The organism is Amycolatopsis sp. CA-161197, assembly GCF_050942255.1.
GTDB lineage: Bacteria > Actinomycetota > Actinomycetes > Mycobacteriales > Pseudonocardiaceae > Amycolatopsis.
In genome coordinates, this window is sequence record NZ_CP192059.1 from 5,322,002 (window position 1) to 5,338,633 (window position 16,632).

The 16,632-nt window shown below is 72.0% G+C and carries 17 protein-coding genes; 5 read left to right on the forward strand and 12 right to left on the reverse strand.

Annotated elements, in window-relative coordinates:
* Positions 1-29: 29 nt before the first annotated feature.
* The 11 genes from ACQPXB_RS24735 to ACQPXB_RS24785 all read right to left on the reverse strand — a co-directional run bounded on the left by ACQPXB_RS24735 (position 30) and on the right by ACQPXB_RS24785 (position 11,279).
* Positions 30-863, reverse strand: coding sequence for an ABC transporter permease (locus tag ACQPXB_RS24735; protein ID WP_366582078.1), 834 nt, complete (start codon positions 861-863; stop codon positions 30-32).
* A 17-nt stretch (positions 864-880) separates the two neighbouring features.
* Positions 881-1,831 (reverse strand): ATP-binding cassette domain-containing protein, encoded by a 951-nt coding sequence (locus ACQPXB_RS24740; RefSeq protein ID WP_432844597.1) that lies wholly within the window; start codon positions 1,829-1,831, stop codon positions 881-883.
* 162 nt (positions 1,832-1,993) lie between these two features.
* A complete protein-coding gene (locus ACQPXB_RS24745; protein ID WP_432844598.1) occupies positions 1,994-3,094 on the reverse strand; it encodes a serine hydrolase domain-containing protein in 1,101 nt (366 codons plus the stop codon).
* Complete coding sequence (locus ACQPXB_RS24750; protein ID WP_432844599.1) at positions 3,091-4,674, reverse strand: ABC transporter ATP-binding protein; 1,584 nt, start codon at positions 4,672-4,674, stop codon at positions 3,091-3,093. The genes ACQPXB_RS24745 and ACQPXB_RS24750 overlap by 4 nt, the downstream gene beginning before the upstream one ends.
* Positions 4,671-5,570, reverse strand: a complete 900-nt coding sequence (locus ACQPXB_RS24755; protein WP_432844600.1) for an ABC transporter permease — start codon at positions 5,568-5,570, stop codon at positions 4,671-4,673. The genes ACQPXB_RS24750 and ACQPXB_RS24755 overlap by 4 nt, the downstream gene beginning before the upstream one ends.
* Complete coding sequence (locus ACQPXB_RS24760) at positions 5,567-6,523, reverse strand: ABC transporter permease (RefSeq protein WP_432844601.1); 957 nt, start codon at positions 6,521-6,523, stop codon at positions 5,567-5,569. Before ACQPXB_RS24760 ends, ACQPXB_RS24755 begins: the two co-directional genes overlap by 4 nt.
* The gene (locus ACQPXB_RS24765; RefSeq protein ID WP_432844602.1) at positions 6,520-8,115 is read right to left on the reverse strand and encodes an ABC transporter substrate-binding protein; all 1,596 of its coding nucleotides are present in this window, start codon (positions 8,113-8,115) and stop codon (positions 6,520-6,522) included. The genes ACQPXB_RS24760 and ACQPXB_RS24765 overlap by 4 nt, the downstream gene beginning before the upstream one ends.
* 46 nt (positions 8,116-8,161) lie before the next feature.
* Positions 8,162-8,596: a thioesterase family protein gene (locus ACQPXB_RS24770; RefSeq protein WP_432844603.1), complete on the reverse strand. Its 435-nt coding sequence runs from the start codon at positions 8,594-8,596 to the stop codon at positions 8,162-8,164.
* On the reverse strand, positions 8,589-9,533 hold the full coding sequence (locus ACQPXB_RS24775; RefSeq protein WP_432844604.1) for a 3-hydroxyacyl-CoA dehydrogenase NAD-binding domain-containing protein: 945 nt from the start codon (positions 9,531-9,533) through the stop codon (positions 8,589-8,591). The genes ACQPXB_RS24770 and ACQPXB_RS24775 overlap by 8 nt, the downstream gene beginning before the upstream one ends.
* Positions 9,526-10,419, reverse strand: a complete 894-nt coding sequence (locus ACQPXB_RS24780; RefSeq protein ID WP_432844605.1) for a 3-keto-5-aminohexanoate cleavage protein — start codon at positions 10,417-10,419, stop codon at positions 9,526-9,528. Before ACQPXB_RS24780 ends, ACQPXB_RS24775 begins: the two co-directional genes overlap by 8 nt.
* Positions 10,419-11,279 (reverse strand): TetR family transcriptional regulator C-terminal domain-containing protein, encoded by an 861-nt coding sequence (locus ACQPXB_RS24785; protein ID WP_386945613.1) that lies wholly within the window; start codon positions 11,277-11,279, stop codon positions 10,419-10,421. Before ACQPXB_RS24785 ends, ACQPXB_RS24780 begins: the two co-directional genes overlap by 1 nt.
* Before the next feature lie 205 nt (positions 11,280-11,484).
* Between ACQPXB_RS24785 and ACQPXB_RS24790 the strand changes: the two genes are divergently transcribed.
* Complete coding sequence (locus ACQPXB_RS24790; RefSeq protein ID WP_432844606.1) at positions 11,485-12,096, forward strand: enoyl-CoA hydratase-related protein; 612 nt, start codon at positions 11,485-11,487, stop codon at positions 12,094-12,096.
* Between the two features lie 11 nt (positions 12,097-12,107).
* Here the strand turns inward: ACQPXB_RS24790 and ACQPXB_RS24795 are convergent, their stop codons facing one another.
* Positions 12,108-12,917 (reverse strand): carbon-nitrogen hydrolase family protein, encoded by an 810-nt coding sequence (locus ACQPXB_RS24795; protein WP_432844607.1) that lies wholly within the window; start codon positions 12,915-12,917, stop codon positions 12,108-12,110.
* Positions 12,918-13,050: 133 nt separating this feature from the next.
* Between ACQPXB_RS24795 and ACQPXB_RS24800 the strand changes: the two genes are divergently transcribed.
* Genes ACQPXB_RS24800 through ACQPXB_RS24815 form a run of 4 tightly spaced genes read left to right on the forward strand, consistent with a single transcriptional unit; the run spans position 13,051 to position 16,631 of the window.
* On the forward strand, positions 13,051-13,725 hold the full coding sequence (locus tag ACQPXB_RS24800; RefSeq protein WP_366582091.1) for a GntR family transcriptional regulator: 675 nt from the start codon (positions 13,051-13,053) through the stop codon (positions 13,723-13,725).
* A 49-nt stretch (positions 13,726-13,774) separates the two neighbouring features.
* Complete coding sequence (locus ACQPXB_RS24805; RefSeq protein ID WP_220240646.1) at positions 13,775-15,097, forward strand: M20/M25/M40 family metallo-hydrolase; 1,323 nt, start codon at positions 13,775-13,777, stop codon at positions 15,095-15,097.
* 18 nt (positions 15,098-15,115) lie between these two features.
* Positions 15,116-16,009, forward strand: a complete 894-nt coding sequence (locus ACQPXB_RS24810) for an alpha/beta fold hydrolase (protein ID WP_432844608.1) — start codon at positions 15,116-15,118, stop codon at positions 16,007-16,009.
* A 31-nt stretch (positions 16,010-16,040) separates the two neighbouring features.
* Complete coding sequence (locus ACQPXB_RS24815; RefSeq protein WP_366582093.1) at positions 16,041-16,631, forward strand: winged helix-turn-helix domain-containing protein; 591 nt, start codon at positions 16,041-16,043, stop codon at positions 16,629-16,631.
* Position 16,632: the final 1 nt, after the last annotated feature.

Consider the following 16,632-nt stretch of genomic DNA (forward strand, 5'->3'; position numbering starts at 1 on the left):
GCGGCGTGGGGAAGGGCGCGGCCGTGAGGTCAGAAGGGGCGGCGGAAGAAGTGGTTGGCGGCGAAGGCGCCGACGGCGGCCAGGGCGGCGCTGATGAGCAGGGTGGTGCCGGCGGCGGAGAAGCCGCCGCCGGGCATGCCGAGGGCGATGGAGCGGATGGTGTCGACCGCGTAGGTCAGGGGGTTGGCCTGGGCGACGGCGCGGAGCCAGTCGGGGAGGGCTGCGAGGGGCACGTAGGCGCTGGAGACGAACATGAGCGGGAAGACCGCGACGATGCTGATGTTCTGCATGGTCTGGGCCCGCCGCAGCCAGGCGCCGAGGGCGAGGAAGACCCAGCTGAGGCCGTAGCTGACGACCAGGGCCAGGGCGACCGAGACGACGCCGCCCAGGAAGCCGCCGCCGGGGCGGTAGCCGAAGACGGCGACGGCGGCGACGAGGAGGGCCACGAGTTGCAGGGCGCAGTACGCCAGATCGGCGAAGCTGCGGGCGACCAAGGGTGTCGAGCGGTGGATGGGCATGGAGCGCAGGCGGGCGAGGAAGCCGTTCTTCAAATCTTCCACCAGGCCGACGCCGGACTGCATGGCTTGCTGCACCGCGTTGTTCAGCAGAATCGCGGGCATCAGGTAGTCGATGTAGGTGATGCCGGGCGGGAAGCTCGACGTGGTGGCCATGACGGCGAACACCTGCGTGAACATGAACAGCAGCACGGCCGGCTGCAGCAGGCTGAACAGGATCATCTGCGGATCGCGCACGGACGTCATCAGGGAGCGGCTGGTCAGCACCGCCACCTGGGTGGTGAACGAGCTGCCCCGCGGGCGGGGCGGCGCGGCCGTGGGTGCGCCGCGGGTGAGGGTCGACGTCATCGGGTACTCCAGGAAGCTCAGGCGACGCGCGAAGCGTGCTGGTCGGCCAGGGTCAGGTAGACGTCGTCGAGCGTGGGTTCCGCGAGGGCCACGTCGTCGGCTTCGATGCCGGCGCCGTCGAGGGCGCGGAAGACGGTGGCGATCTCGCGGGACGACCCGATGGGGGCGACGATGACACCCGGCTCGGAGACGGCGGGGTGCAGGCCCGCGCCACGCAGAGCGGCGCAGGCGAGGTCGGTGCTGCGGAGCCAGTCGAGGCGCACGGTGACCGTGCGCTGCCCTACCTGGGCCTTCAGCTCGGCCGCGGTCCCGGACGCGACGACGGCGCCCGCCGAGAGCACCGTGATGATGTCGGCGAGGCGGTCGGCCTCGTCGAGGTATTGGGTCGTGAGCAGCACCGTCGCGCCCTCGCCGACCAGGCCCTCGACGATCTGCCACAGGTTGAGCCGGCTCGTCGGGTCCAGGCCCGTGGTCGGCTCGTCGAGGAAGATCACCTCCGGCCGGCCGACGAGGCTCGCGGCGAGGTCGAGCCGCCGGCGCATGCCGCCGGAGTAGGTGCGCGCCGCGCGGTCGGCGGCCTTGGTGAGGCTGAACGCCTCGAGCAGCTCGTCGGCGCGCGCCCGCGCCTGCGTGCGGGCCGAACCCAGCAACCGGGCCAGCAGCACGAGGTTCGCGCGGCCCGTGAGCTCTTGGTCCACCGAGGCGAACTGCCCCGTGAGGCCGATGCGGGAGCGGACCTCACCGCCTTCGCGCGCGACGTCGAACCCGGCGACGCGCGCGGTGCCGGAGCTGGCCGGCAGCATGGTGGTGAGGATGTTGACCAACGTGGTCTTGCCCGCGCCGTTGTGGCCCAGCAGGCCCAGCACGGTGCCGCGCTCGACGCTCAGGCTCACCGAGGACAACGCGTCGACCGACCCGAACGTCCTGGTGATGCCGGTGGCCTCGATCATCGGGTCGCCGGTGCTCATTCGTGCCCTCCGGGGCTCGCCTCGGGCCGGCAGCGAGCTTCTCGGTCCTTCCGGACAGCCGCCGGCGGTGCTTCGACGAGCCGAGTCTCACCCGGGGACGACGAGGGGTCCACCGCGCCGTATCAGCAAAACTCTCGGTGGACCGCTAGAGAAAGACCCCGGTCAGGCGGCCTCGTGCAGTGCCGCCAGCAACCTCGCGGCGCGGTTGTCCACGTCCTCGGCCTGTAGTTCGTTGGTGGTGAAGGAGAACGAGACACCGCGGTTGGGCCACGCGCCGTGCCTGCCGCCGCCCGCGCCCGAGTGGCCGAAGGCGCCCGGGTCGGCGCCGTCCGGGCCGTAGGTGCCGATCGGGTCGGCCAGCTCGAAGCCGAGACCGAAACGCAGCGGCCGGTCGTTGATCGCGTCGATGCCCTCGCTCCACGTGCGGGTCGCCTGCGTCAGCACGGCCGACGGGACGAGCGAACCCGCCAGCAGCAGGTCGTAGAGCCGCGCCATGCTCGTGGCCGTGCCGACGCCGCTGCCGGCCGCGAGCTCGGCGCCGCGATACCCGGGCGAGTTCATGGTGTCGGTGGAGTCCAGCAGGCCGCGGTACATGCGCTCGACGACGCGGCGGCGCTCGTCATCCTGCAGGAACGTGCTGATCCGGTAGCCGGGCGCGCGTTGCAGCGTCGCGACCGGGATCGACGGCGGGGTGCCGAGCCGCAGATCCAGCCCGTGCGGAGCGGCGAGCAGCTCGTGCAGCAGCTCGCCGACGCGCTGGCCGGTGACGCGGCGGATCAGCTCCGTGGCGAGGTAACCGTAGGTCAGGGCGTGGTACGCGACCCGGGAGCCAGGTGTCCACAACGGACTCTGTGCGGCGAGGGCAGCCGCGTTGGCGGTGTTGTCCGTCATCGGCACGTCGGCGTCCACATAGGGCAGCCCGACGGTGTGCGCGAGCACCTGCGACACGGCCACGTCGGCCTTGCCCGCCGCCGCGAACTCCGGCCAGTAGCGCGCCACCCGTTCGCTCGGGCCGAGCTGGCCGCGGGCGGTGAGCATCGCGACGAGCGTGGCCACGATCCCCTTGGTGCCGCTGAAGAGCACCACGCGCGTGTCCCGGGTCCACGGCACACCGGGCGCCGCCGATCCGGCACACAGCTCGACCACGAGACGGCCCCGCCGGAAGACGCTGAACGCGACGCCGCCCGAGGCCGCGGCGGCGACCTCGTCGAACGCTTCGCGCACCGCCTCGAACCCCGGCCGCACCTCGCCGTGGCCGGTCATAGGCGCGGCGTGGTGGCCAGCAGTTCGCCGGTGTAGGAGTGGGCGGGCGCGGTCAGCACGGCTTCGACCGTACCCTCTTCCACGATCTCCCCGCCGCGCAGAACGGCGATCCGGTCGGCCACCTCGGGCGCGAGCGCGATGTTGTGCGTCACGAACAGCACGGCCATCCCCAGCTCACGGCGCAGCTCGCCGAGCAGCTCCACGATGGTCGCCTGCACCGACACGTCCAGCGCGGAGGTCACCTCGTCGCACACCAGCACGTCGGGCGTCGTGACCAGCGCCCGCGCGATGGCCGCGCGCTGGCGCTCCCCGCCGCTGAGCTGGTCGGGCAGGCGGTTCGCGAGCGACCGGCCCAGCCGCACGCGGTCCAGCACCTCGGCCACGCGTTCGCGCCGCTGCGGGCGCGACAGCGAGGTCAGGTGCACCAGCGGCACCTCGATCGACTGCGCGATAGTGCGGCGCGGGTTGAGCGAGGAGAACGGGCTCTGGAACACGTACTGGATCCGCCGCCGCTCGTCGTTGCTGCGCTGGCGCGTGCCGGGCGCGAGCGGGGTCCCGTCGAGCGCGACGGTGCCGGTGAAGCCACGGGTGAGGCCCGCGACGCACTGCGACAGCGTGGTCTTGCCGGACCCGGACTCGCCCAGCAGCATCACGCACTCGCCGCGCGTCACCTCCAGATTCACCCCGCGCAGCACCTCCTGGCGCCCGTAGGAGACCCGGATGCCGCGCGCGGCCAGCACCGCGTCCGACGGCGGGGGAGCGGCACCCGGTTCCGCGCCCAGATCGGGCACGGCGCCCAGCAGTTCGCGGGTGTACGCGTGTTCCGGCCGCTTCAGCACGTCCTCGGCCGGCCCGGTCTCCACCACGCGACCCCGGTACATCACCGAGACGCGGTCGGCGAGCTGCGCGACCACGGCCAGGTCGTGGGTGATGTAGAGCGCGGCCACGCCGTGCTCGGCCGTCAGCCGCCGCACGGTCTCCAGCACGAGCGCCTGCGTCATCACGTCGAGCCCGGTGGTCGGCTCGTCGAGCACCACGACACTCGGCCGGCACGCGAACGCCATCGCGATCCCCACGCGCTGCTGCTGCCCGCCCGAGAGCTGGTGCGGATACCGCCGCCGGTAGGCCGGATCGGCGGGCAAACCCACCTCCGTGAGCACCTCGGCCACGCGCTCCTCGACCGGGCCGGGGTAGCCGTGGGTCTGGAGCACCTCGGCGATCTGCAGCCCGATCCGCAACGACGGGTTCAGCGACAGAGCCGGGTCCTGCGGCACGTAGGAAACGGTCGCGCCGCGCAGCTTCCGCCGCTCCGGCGTCGCGAGCGAGAGCACGTCGACGGGTTCGCCGGCGCGCGGGTGCAGCGTCACCTCGCCACCGTCCTCGACGAGGCCGCGGCGGAAGTGGCCGAGCGCGGCCAGCCCCGCCGTGGTCTTGCCCGACCCCGACTCGCCGACGAGCGCCAGCACCTCGCCGGGCGCGATGCGGTAGGAGACGTCGTGCAGCACCGGCCGGCCCGCGGCCGTCTTCACGCGCAGGCCCGTCACTTCCAGCGCGAGCGGGGGACTGTCCACGGCGGTCACGAGCGTTCCTCCCGGGTGCGCCCGGCCGCGGCCGAGGCGAGCGAGTCGGCCACGAGGTTCGTGCCGACGGCGAGCAGCGCGATCGCCACCACCGGGAGCAGCACGCCCCACGGCTGCACGACCAGCGCGATCCGGTTCTCGTTGATCATCAGGCCCCAGTCGGCCGTGGGTGGCTGGATGCCGAGCCCGAGGAACGACAGCGACGCGATGTAGCCGATGGAGTAGGTCAGCCGCAGGCCGAGCTCCACCATGAGCGGGCCGGTGATGTTGGGCAGGATCTCGCGCAGCAGGATCCGGCTGCGGGGCACGCCGTACATCTCCGCGGCCCGGATGTAGTCCTCGCCGCGCACCGCCACCGTGGCCTGGCGCGCGACGCGGGCGGTGCGCGGCGCGTGGGTCAGGCCGATCACCAGCACGAGGAGCCAGCCCTTCGGCCCGATCACCGCGATCGCGAGCAACGCGATCACCAGCTGCGGGAAGGACAGCAGCACGTCGTTGCCGCGCATCAGCAGGCTGTCGAGCCACCCGCCGCCGTAGCCGGCGACCATGCCGAGCAACGCGCCCAGGACGATCCCGAGCACGGTGGCGAGCACCGCGTAGAGCAGCAGCGTGGTGCCGCCGGCGAGGAAACGGGTGAGCACGTCGCGGCCGAGACCGTCGGTGCCCGCGAGCCCGTCCGGTTTGAACGGCTTGCCCGCGAAGTCCGTGGTGGTGTGGCCGGTGAGCACCGGCCCGAGCCACGGGCCGAGCAGCGCCACCAGCACCACGACCCCGGCCAGCACCGTGCCGGCCTTCGCCTGCGGGAACCGCCACGCCGTGCGGAGGAGGCCGCGGGCCTTGACGGGTGCTTCGCCGGCCGTGGTGGCCGGCGCGAGCTCGTCGTCGACGGCGGTCATCGGCTCGCCTCCGTCCGCAGCTTGGGGTTCGCCAGGATGCCGACCACGTCGGCGAGCAGGTTCACCACGATGTACACCGCGGCGATGATCAGCGTCACGGCCTGGACCACGGCGACGTCGCGTTTGCTCACCGCGTCGATCAGCGACTGCCCGATGCCGGGGTAGCGGAACAGGAATTCGACCACCACGACCCCGCCCGCGAGCCACGCGAGCTGCAGCGCGACGACCTGCGCGACGGGACCCACCGCGTGCGGCAAGGCGTGCCGCAGCAGCACGGTCCGCTCGCGCACCCCCTTGAGCCGGGCCATCTCGACGTAGCCGGAGTCGAGGACCTCGTTCATGGTCGCCCGCATCATCCGCGTGATGTATGGCGTCACCACCAGCACGAGCGTCGCCACCGGCAGCACGAGCTGGCTCGGCTGCTGCCACACCGGTTCACCCGGCGCGGTGAGCGTGACCGAGGGCAGGACCTTGAACACCGTGGTCGCGAACAGCACGATCAGCGCCACGCCGATCACGAACTCCGGCAGCGCGGCGATCACCAGGCTGATGCCGGACACGGTCTGGTCCGCGGCCCGGCCGCGCCGCATCGAGCTCCACGTGCCCAGCGCCAGCCCGAGCGGCGTCGCGATCACCGCGGCGAGCACGAGCAGCACGAGCGAGGCCACGATCCGGTCGCCCAGCAACGTCGTCACCGGGCCCTGCGTGGACGTCGAGGTGCCGAGGTCGCCGGTGAACAGCCCGCCGAGCCAGATGAGGTAGCGCTGCCAGACCGGCTCGTCGAGGTGCAGCTGGTGCTGCAGCGCGGCGATCCGCTCCGGTGTCGCCTGCTGGCCGAGGATGGCGCGCGCCGGGTCACCCGGCAGCAGCAGTGTCGCCACGAAGACGAGCAAGGTGACCAGCCAGAGCACCACGAGGCTCACGAGCAGCCGTTTCACGATCATCCGGGTCATGCCGCACCTCCCTGTGCTGTGCCGAGCCACGCTTCGCGGAACTGGTAGCCGGACAGCGAGATCCCCGTCCGGTCCGGCACGAGGCCCGCCACGTAGACCTGGTGGGCGTCCACCTGGTCGACGAAGCCCCACACGATGAGGCCGCCGCGTTCGTACTCGATCCGTTGCGCCTGGTGCAGCAGCTCCGTGCGCGCCGCGGTGTCCACAGTGGCGCTCGCGCGCGTGACGAGGTCGGTGAACTGCGGGTCCTGCCAATGGGTTTCGTTGTACGGCGACTTCGGCAGCGAACCGTTCGCGACCTGGGGCAGGTAGTTGCGCGTGTACCAGAAGTCCTGCGCGAAGTCCCAGGACAGGTAGTTCTCGCCGTAGAACGTGGTGGTGTCGACCTTCCGGATGCGCACGGTGACGCCCGCCGCCTTGGCCTGCTGCTGGAACACCTGCGCCGCCTCGACCGCGCCGGCCTGGATGGGCGCGGTGACGAGCTCGATGTCGAGGTTCTCGTGCCCGGCTTCGGCCAGCAGCCGCTTCGCCGCCGGGATGTCCTGTCTGCGTTGCGGCAGCTGCGAGTCGTACGCCGGGTCGAACGGCGCGTAGAGGTCGTTGCCGGGCCGGCCCTGGCCGCTGAGGACCTGGTTGATCATCTGGTCGCGGTCCACGACCAGCCGCAGCGCCTGGCGGACGCGCACGTCGTCGAACGGCGGCCGGTCCACGCGCATCGTGAACGGCAGCCACGTGCCCGTGGCCGAGCGCAGCACGCGCATCCGCGGGTCGCTGCGCAGCACGTCGATGAGCGCCACCGGCACCTGGTCGATGGCGTCCACCTGGGACGAGAGCAGCGCGTTGATCCGGGCGTCGTCCTCGGCGAAGTTGATCAGCACGAGCTCGTCGAGGTAGGGCTGGCCGGGCCGCCAGTAGTGGTCGTTGCGCACGAACGTGCTCTGCAGCCCCGCGGTGAACTCCTTCAGCCGGAACGGGCCGGTGCCGATCGGGCGCTTCACGTCGAAGTCGGCAGGCACGATGCCGAGGGAGTATTGGCCGAGCAGGTCGTCGAAGCCGGAATCGGGCTCGGTGAGACGGAACTCGACGGTCCGCTCGCCCGTCGGCACCACCCGGCCGAGCATGGTCAGGCTGGCAGCGCCGCTCTTGGGGTCCTTCGGGTCCGTGATCCGCTTGAACGTCGCGACGACGTCGGCGGGGGTCACCGGTCGGCCGTCGTGGAACCGCACCCCGTCGCGCAGCACGGCGGTCCACGTCCGTGCGTCCGGCGACGACGTGAGCGATTCGGCGACCAGCATCTGCAGCTTGTAGTCGTGGTCGCGCAGCAGCAACGGTTCGTAGAGGTTGACCACCCGGGCGATGTCCGGGTTCGCCACCGGGACGTGCGGGTCGAGCGTGTCGGACGCGCCGCCGCCGGTCACGCCGACGCGCAGGGTGCCGCCGCGGCGCGGTGGCCCGGTCGGCGCGGCGGCCGCGACGCCCGAGCCGCCGCACGCGGCGAGCAGGGGAGCGGCGCCGAGCAGGGCGGCACCGCCGAGCGCCGCCGTGAGGAACCGGCGGCGCGGGAGGGAGTTCGGCTCACATCGTTCTTCCATGGGTGTCTTCCGGTGGGAGGCGGGCCGGGTGGGGTTCGGGAGAGCGTCAGGCGATGGCGCGCCCGGCGTGGTCGGGCAGTGGCGCGAGGTGGGCGCCGAGGCGCTCGGCGACGGCTTCGGGGAACGGCGAGGCTCTGCCCTCGGCGACGTGCAGGCACAGCAGCTCCTCCGTGGCCACGAGCTCACCGCCGATGTGCAGTTCGTGCCACAGCCGCACCTTCTTCGCCCCGACGGCGAGCACGGAGGTCGTCACGGTGAGCGCGGCGTCCGGCCCGACCTCACGCAGGTACCGCACGTGTGCCTCCACGGTGTACAGCGAAGCGCCGGTGGACTCGCGGTAGGCGGGATCGAGGCCGACGGCGTCCATCAGCGCCGTGGTGGCGTCTCCGAACACCAGCACGTAGTAGGGCTCGGAGAGGTGTCCGTTGTAGTCGATCCACTCGGGACGGACGCGGTCGTGGTGGACCAGGGCTTCACCCACGGCGGGCCTCACCGACGGCGCGCTGGATGGCGATGATCGCCCGGTCCCGCTCGGCCACGAGGTCGGCGATCGTGCGCGGCGCGGCTTCGTCCTCGCAGCCGTCGACCACGGCGTTGCGCAGCTCGGTCGTGAGCTCCGGCGAATCGAGGCGGGTCCAGGGCGCCTTCAGCGACGGTCCGAAGTGGTCCAGCATGTGCGCCATGCCCCCTTCACCGCCCGCGAGGTGGAACGTGAGCATCGGCCCCTGCACCGGCCAGCGCAGGCCCGGCCCGTCGGTGATCGCGGTGTCGATCTGCTCCACGGTGGCCTCGCCGTTCGCGACCATGTGCAGGGCCTCGCGCCAGAGCGCCTCCTGCAGGCGGTTGGCGATGAACCCGGGCACCTCGCGATCCATCGTGATCACGGTCTTGCCGACGTGCCGGTAGAACTCGCTCGCCCACGCCACGGCCCACGGCGCGGTGAGCTTCCCGCCCACGACCTCGACCAGCGGGATGAGGTAGGGCGGGTTGAACGGGTGCCCGACCACGAGCCGCTCCGGCGTCTTCGCCGCCACCTGCATCTCGGTCATGCCGTAGCCCGAGGTGGACGACGCGATCACGACACCGGCGGGGGTGGCGGCGTCGATGTCGGCCAGCAGCTTCTGCTTGAGCGGCAGGTCCTCGGGAGCGCTTTCCTGCACGAACCCCGCACCCTCGACCGCCTCCGCGAGCGTGGCCGTGATCGTCAGCGCGTCGCGGCTCGCGCCGTCGGCCAGCCCCAGCGAAGTGAGGGCGGGCCACGCCGCGTCGACGAGCCGGCCCAGTTTCGCCGCGGCGTCCGGTGCGGGGTCCCAGGCCCGGACGCGGTAACCGCGGGCGAGGAAGTGCGCCACCCAGCCGCCGCCGATGACGCCCGCGCCGACGCACGCGACGGTGTCCACAGTGGATACGTCAGGCACGGACCCGCTCCTTGAGGCCGAGGATCTCGCGGGCCCGGCCGGGGCTCGCGATCGTGGCGCCGAGGTCTTCGACGATCCGCACCGCGCGCTCCACCAGCTGCCCGTTGGTCGCCTTGACCCCACGGGCGAGGTAGAGGTTGTCTTCGAGCCCGACGCGCACGTGCCCGCCGAGCAGCACCGACTGCGCCACCCACGGCATCTGGTCGCGCCCGATCGCGAACGACGCCCACTGCGCGCCCTCGGGCAGCAGCTTCACCATCGCCTGCAGCAGACCCGGATCGGCGGGCGCGCCGTAGGGGATGCCCATGCACAGCTGGAACAGCGGCGGCGCGTCGATCAGCCCTTCCGCCACCATCTTCGAGGCGAACCACAGGTGCCCGGTGTCGAAGATCTCCAGCTCCGGCTTGACGCCCAGTTCCTGGATGCGTTTCGCGCCGGTGCGCAGCATGTCCGGAGTGGACACGTAGAGCTGGTTGCCTTCGCCGAAGTTGAGCGAACCGCAGTCGAGCGTGCAGATGTCGGGCAGCAGCTCCTCGACGTGCGGCAGGCGGGCGAGAGCGCCGACCAGGTCCGTGCCGTCGACCGGCTTGAGCGGATCCTCCTCGTCGAGCACGAGGTCGCCGCCCATCCCGGCGGTCAGGTTCACGACCACGTCCACTCCGGACTCCCGGATCAGCCGCACGGCCTCGCGGTACAGCGCCACCTCGCGCGACGGGGCCCCGGTCTCGGGCTCGCGGACGTGGATGTGGACGACGGCCGCCCCGGCTTCCGCCGCTTCGATCGCGCTCGCGGCGATCTGCGCCGGCGTGACCGGCACGTGGGGGCTCCGGCCGACGGTGTCGCCCGCGCCGGTGAGGGCGCAGGTGACGATGACCTCGTGGTTCATCAGGCTCCCTTGACGATCGACCTTTCGATGAAGTCGTGCAGGTGCGCGCGCATGGTGGCCACGGTGCTGCCGGGCTTGCGGGTCAGCACCTGGATGCCGAGACCGTCGATCAGCGCCGTGAGCTGCTCGGTGGCGGCCTCGGGATCGGCCACGCGGAACGCGTGCTGCTCCTGGCCGGTGCGGATGGTCATGAGGATCGTCCGGTACCAGCGGTCGTAGGAATCGGTGTAGAGCGACCGCAGCTCCGGGGCGAGGGACACCTCGTTCCACACCTGAAGCCAGACCGACCACTCGGCGCGCAGCACGCCGTCGGCCGGGAGTTGCAGTTCGACCAGCTTGAGCAGCCGGTCGTGGGCATCGGCGACCGCGTGCAGCTCGGCGACCTGGCGATCGAAGGCGAGCTTCACGTTGCGCCGCAACGCTTCGTTGAGCACTTCCGCCTTGCTGGGGAAGTGGTAGTGGATGGTGGCGGTGCTCGTGCCGCACGCTTTCGCGATGTCGGCGATGCGTACCCGGTGGTACCCGCGTTCGGCGATGAGCAGCCACGCCGTCTCGAGGATCCGCCGCCGCGGCTCGGACTGCGTGTGGTGCTCGGGATCGCTCTCCGGGCGCGCGGCGAGCGCCGGGACCGCCGTCACGGTTTTCGCGTCGTCGCTGCCGTTGAGCAGCCAGTTGACCGTGACGCCGCAGTACTCGGCGACCCGGACGAGCTCGTGCGGCGAGAACCGGCGGGTGCCGGTGAGCGCCTTGGACAACTTCGTCTCGTCAAGCCCGATGGCTGCGGCGAACTCCCGCTGGGCTCCCGGCATGGACCGGATCAGCTCCCGGACCCTGGTCCGCAGCTCCTCCGACTCGTCCATGCCGGAAGACCGTAACCCCGCGTTGCGATTATCGCAATACTCACGCCACCTGTGGCGTAACGTTTGCCGGGTTTCGTTGCGGTGGACCGGATTTGCGATCCTGGCTTGACTGCCGGGTCAGTCGAGGCCCCGGTTTGACCGCCGGCGGCGGTGCGGCTAACGTCCGGAACGCTCGACCGAATCCCTCCGCACCACCGGGAAAACCATGACCACCGCGCCCCCGGGTGCTGTCCGCACCGAGGTAGTCGACGGCGTGCTCGTGGCGACGATCGACCGGCCCGGCGGGAACGCCATCGACTCCCGCGTCAGCTTCGAGCTCTACGCCGCCTGGGCGCGGCTGCGTGACGACCCCGCGGTGCACGCCGGCGTGGTCACGGGCGCGGGCAGCGAGTACTTCTCGGCGGGCTGGGACCTCGCGCCGGGAGCCGGCGGGCTGGCCGGCGTCGCGGACTTCTTCCGCATCGGCAAGCCGATGATCGCCGCGGTGAACGGCCTCGCCCGCGGCGGCGGCTTCGAGCTGGCGCTGATGACGGATCTCATCGTGGCGGCCCCGCACGCCGAGTTCGTGGTGTCCGGCCCGCTCGGCACGGCGCTGCCGGCGCGACTGTCCGAAGAGGCCGTTGCCGAACTTCGCCGCGCTGGCGGGAAACTCACGGCCGCCGCGGCGGCGAAGTGGGGTGTGGTCCACCGGGTCGTGCCGGCGGGCACCGAGCTCGGCGTCGCGCTGGAGCTCGCGCGGTTGCTGGCGGGCACGCCCGGCGCGGCCGCGGCCGTGAAGGAGATCGGCCTCGGCGCGCACCGCGCGGACGACGAGTAGCGGCTCGCGGATCAGGAGGCGCTGTCCCGCGGCGCCACCGTGAACCGTCGCAACGCCAAGGCCGGGTTCGTGGTCCGGACCTGCTCCACGCGGTCGGCCGAGACCTCCGTGACGGCCACGCCCGGCGCTTCGCCCAGCGACGCGGCCACCACGCCCATCGGATCGACGACGAGGCTCGAACCCGACCCCATCGGCGCGATCTGCCCTGCCGCGGCGACGTAGACCGTGTTCTCGATCGCCCGCGCCTTCACCAGCGTCGCCCAGTGGTACTCCTTCAGTGGCCCCGGCACCCACTCCGCAGGCAGCGCCACGACCTGCGCGCCCGCGTCCGCGAGCCGCCGGGTCACTTCGGGGAAGCGCAGGTCGTAACACGTCTGGAGGCCGAACGTCAGGCCCGCGGCCTTGAACGTGGCCGGCTCCGTGATCTCCCCGGCGCGGACGAAATCGGACTCGCGGAAGCCGAACGCGTCGTAGAGGTGCAGCTTGCGGTACACCGCCGCGAGCTCGCCGTCGGCGCCGGCCACCACGAGCGTGTTGAAGATCCGCCCGCCCTCGGGCAAGGCTTCGTTCATCCCGGCGACGACGGTGATCCCGCGGCGGGCCGCGACCTCGCGCAGCCCGGTCACGAACGCGCCGTCGAGGCTCTCGGCGGAGGCGACGAACCGCTCGTCCATCGCCGGTACGGTGAACATCGAGTACTCGGGCAGCACCACGACCTCGGCTCCGCGCTCCGCCGCCTCACCGGCGAGCCGCGTGAGTACCGCCAGGTTGCCCGCTTTGTCGTCGGTGGGAGCGAACTGCGCGACGGCGACCTGCACCATGCCGAGTGTCCTTTCAGGAGCGACGAGGACCGTCACCGGTCTGTGTACTCCGTGTATACATGACGGATGAGGCCCGGTCCAGAGGTGTAGGCTCGCCAGCGCGCCGACGCAGGCGCGCGACGAGGGGAGAGGCATGACCACCACCGCACCGGGACCGGTCCCGGTCGAGGGCGGCGGACCGGCTCGGGATCGGGTGTACGCCTGGCTGCGCGACGGGATCATCTCGGGCGAGCTGGAAGGCGGGCGGTTCCTCGACGAGCTGTGGGTCTCCGGGGTGGTCGGCGTGTCGCGGACGCCGGTGCGCGAAGCGTTCCACCGGCTCGAGGCCGAGCGCTTCATCAGCCTGCTGCCGCGCAAGGGCGCGCAGGTCCGCACGGTGACCGCGCGGGAGCTGGAAGAGGTCTACCAGAGCCGGCGGCTCATCGAGGGCCACGCGATCACCGAGGTCTGCGCCGCGGGCGCGGGTGCCCCCGCCGAGATGGCCGGCCTGATCGAGGACATGGGCCGCGCGGGCGCGGAACGCGACTGGTTCGCCGTGTCCGGGCTCGACCGCCGGTTCCACCGGGCGATCGTGAACGCCGCCGGCAACACCGTGCTCACCGAGCTGTACGACACACTCCGCTCGCGCCAGCAGCGCGTGGCCGTGCGGGCGCTGGAAGCGCGGCCGGAGCGACTGTCGATCATCGACGAGGAGCACCGGCAGCTCGTGGCCGCGCTCGACGCGGGGGACGCGGAAACGGCGCTGCGGATCCTGAACCAGCACCTGCGGCCGGTTTCCGAGGTGGTCTCGGCTCTTGACCGCACCTGAACGGGCGTGAGCGGCGCGGCCCCGCGGGTGCGAATGATAGGAAGGTCGAGTGACCGAACCGAACTCGATCGACGCCGCCGCTGACGAGGCCGTCACGCTCACCAGCGACCTCATCCGCATCGACACCACCAACACCGGAGACCCCGACACCCTGATCGGCGAACGTGCCGCCGCCGAGTACGTCGCGGAGCAGCTCACCGACGCCGGCTACGAGATCACCTACGTCGAGTCCGGTGGCGAAGACCGCCACAACGTCATCGTCCGGCTGGCCGGGGCCGATCCGTCGCGCGGGGCCCTGCTGATCCACGGGCACCTCGACGTCGTGCCCGCCGACCCGGCCGAGTGGTCGGTGCACCCGTTCTCCGGCGCCGTGCAGGACGGCTACGTCTGGGGCCGCGGCGCGGTGGACATGAAGGGCATGGTCGGCATGACGCTGGCCCTGGCCCGCCACTACAAGATCCACGGCATCGTGCCCCCGCGCGACATCGTCTTCGCGTTCCTCGCCGACGAGGAGGCCGGCGGCAAGTACGGCGCGCAGTGGCTGGTGGAGAACCGGCCCGAGCTGTTCGAAGGCGTCACCGAGGCGATCAGCGAGGTCGGCGGGTTCTCGATCACGCTGAAGGACGACGTGCGCGCGTACGTGATCGAGACGGCCGAGAAGGGCATCCGCTGGATGAAGCTGCGCGTGCGCGGCACGGCGGGCCACGGCTCGATGATCCACCGCGACAACGCGGTCACCAAGCTCGCCGAGGCCGTCGCGAAGCTCGGCAGCCACCAGTTCCCGCTCGTGCTCACCGACTCCGTGCGCGAGTTCCTCGCCGGCGTCACCGAGATCACCGGCTGGGACTTCCCCGAGGACGACCTCGAGGGCTCGGTCGCCAAGCTGGGCAACATCTCCCGCATGATCGGCGCCACCCTGCGCGACACCGCGAACCCGACGATGCTCACCGCCGGCTACAAGTCGAACGTGATCCCGTCGGTCGCCGAGGCCGCGGTCGACTGCCGCATCCTGCCCGGGCGCATCGAGGCGTTCGACCGCGAGCTCGACGAGCTGCTCGGCCCGGACATCGAGAAGGAGTGGATGGAGCTCCCGCCGGTCGAGACCACGTTCGACGGCGCGCTCGTCGACGCGATGACTGCCGCGGTGCTCGCCGAGGACCCGGGCGCGCGCACGCTGCCGTACATGCTTTCCGGCGGCACCGACGCGAAGTCGTTCCAGCAGCTCGGGATCCGCAACTTCGGCTTCGCACCGCTGAAGCTGCCGGCCGACCTCGACTTCTCCGCGCTCTTCCACGGCGTGGACGAGCGCGTGCCGGTGGACGCTCTCAAGTTCGGCACGCGCGTGCTGGACCGGTTCGTGCGTTCGTCCTGAGCGCCGGAAACGACCGCGTTGCCCGCGTTCACGCTCGCCGACGGGACACCTCTGCACCTCGTGCGCTGGGGTGACCCGTCGGCCGGCGTGACCGTGGTGCTCCTGCACGGCTACGCGCTCGACCGCCGCAGCTGGGGCCGGATCGCGCCGCTGCTGCCGGAGGCGGTGGACGAGCCGCTGTCGGTCGTCGGCTACGACCACCGCGGCCACGGCAAGTCCGGCCGCGCCGGCCGCGGCACGGCGACCATGGCCCAGCTGGGCGACGACCTCGCCGAAGTGCTGGCACGCGCCGTGCCCGAGGGCCGTGTGGTGCTGGTGGGCCACGACATGGGCGGGCTCGCGATCATGTCGCTCACGCAACGCCATCCGGAGCTGTTCGCCGCGCGCGTGGCCGGGCTGGTGCTGCTCGCGACGTCGTCCGGGCGGCTCGCCACGGAGGCTTCGGCGGCGTGGCCGGGCGCGCTCGGGATGCTGGCGCAGGACCTGGAACTGGTGCTGGGCGCCAAGTTCTTCGGGCTGGTGCGCGAGCACACGAGCCGCGCGGTCAGCGCCGGCCTGCGCTGGTGGCTCTTCGGCGACGACCCGGATCCGGACCTCGTGGAGCTGACCGTGACGATGATCCGGCGCAACTGGCCGCACACCGTCGCGGTGTTCCGTCCCGCGCTCGACGCGTATGCGCGCGAAGCGGCGCTCGCGCGCGTGGGTTCCCTGCCGGTCACGGCGATCGTGGGGGAGCGGGACCGGATCGTGGCGGCCACGGATGTCGAGCACCTCGTCCGGGGCCTCGAACACGGCACGGCCGTGGTGCTGCCGGGCGTCGGCCACGTCGTGCCGCTGGAAGCCGCCGCCCAGGTCGTGCCCCGGATCGTGGCTCAGGTGCGCGAAGCGTACCGACAACATCGTAGTTCTTGACAACTTCGTTTTTCGGCAGCACGATGGGCGCATGTTTCCCGTTGCGGTGATCGAGGACGCGGCCGCGGCCGAGGTGTCGCTCGACCCGGTCCGCGCCCGGCTGCTGGCCGAGCTGGTAGAGCCGGCGTCGGCGACCATGCTCGCGGCCCGCGTCGACCTGCCCCGCCAGAAGGTCAACTACCACCTGCGCGCGCTGGAGAAGCACGGGCTCGTGGAGCTGGTGGAGGAGCGGCGCAAGGGCAACGTCACCGAGCGCATGATGCGCGCGACCGCGGCGTCCTACGTGATCTCGCCGTCGGCGCTGGCGGCGGTGCAGCCGGACCCGGCGCAATCGCCCGACCGGCTGTCGGCGCGCTGGCTGCTCGCCGTGGCGGGCCGGCTGGTGCGCGACGTCGGGATCCTGATCACGGGTGCCGCCAAGGCGCGCAAGCGCGTCGCGACGTTCGCGCTCGACGGCGAGGTGCGGTTCGCCTCGGCGGCGGATCGGGCCGCGTTCGCCGAGGAGCTCGCGGTGGCCGTGACGAGCCTGGTGGGGAAGTACCACGACGAGGGAGCGGAGAACGGTCGCGCGCACCGCGTGATCGTGGCCGTGCACCCGAGCGTGCCGGACGAGGAGGCCTGAG